General features: G+C 48.4%; 1 rRNA gene. It reads right to left on the reverse strand.

Going from position 1 to position 1042, the window contains the following annotated elements:
* Positions 1–148 precede the first annotated feature (148 nt).
* Positions 149–1042 (reverse strand): 23S ribosomal RNA (locus tag XM48_RS00015); the annotation flags it as partial.

A 1042-nucleotide genomic window follows, 5' to 3' on the forward strand; every position in this document is an offset into this window, starting at 1 on the left:
CTTGAACTTAGTTTTAAGTTCTTTGCCACTTAGTACCGAAAGAGTTATTAACGGATTAGATTATTGGGTCTGTATTGTAACTAGATTTCACACTAAATCAAGTTGTGTATTGAATTTATCTTGAGTACAACAACTGTTTGGGTGTTGTATAGTCAAGCCTCACGAGCAATTAGTATTGGTCAGCTTCACACGTCACCGTGCTTCCACACCCAACCTATCAACGTCCTAGTCTCGAACGGCTCTTTAGAGGAATAAATTCCTAGGGAAATCTTATCTTGAGGTAGGCTTCCCGCTTAGATGCTTTCAGCGGTTATCCCTTCCGAACATAGCTACCCGGCGATGCGACTGGCGTCACAACCGGTACACCAGAGGTTCGTCCACTCTGGTCCTCTCGTACTAGGAGCAGATCCTCTCAAATTTCCAGCGCCCACGGTAGATAGGGACCGAACTGTCTCACGACGTTCTAAACCCAGCTCGCGTACCTCTTTAAATGGCGAACAGCCATACCCTTGGGACCTGCTTCAGCCCCAGGATGAGATGAGCCGACATCGAGGTGCCAAACACCGCCGTCGATATGAACTCTTGGGCGGTATCAGCCTGTTATCCCCAGAGTACCTTTTATCCGTTGAGCGATGGCCCTTCCATACAGAACCACCGGATCACTATGTTCGTCTTTCTACCCTGTTCGACTTGTCGGTCTCACAGTCAAGCAAGCTTATGCCATTGCACTCCGCGTACGGTTACCAAGCGTACTGAGCTTACCTTTGAAAGCCTCCGTTACCTTTTTGGAGGCCACCACCCCAGTCAAACTACCCACCAAACAATGTCCTCCTCATTAAGGAGTTAGAAACCGAATACAGAAAGGTCGGTATTTCAAGGTTGATTCCATGACTCCTGGCGAAGCCACTTCAACATCTCCCGCCTATCCTACACACCCTGTACCCAATATCGATGTTAAGCTATAGTGAAGGTGCATGGGGTCTTACCGTCCCATTGCGGGTAATCGGCGTCTTCACCGATACCACAATTTCACCGAGCTCAT

The sequence above is a fragment of the Leucobacter sp. Ag1 genome, from assembly GCF_000980875.1.
GTDB classification, from domain to species: Bacteria; Actinomycetota; Actinomycetes; order Actinomycetales; family Microbacteriaceae; genus Leucobacter; species Leucobacter iarius.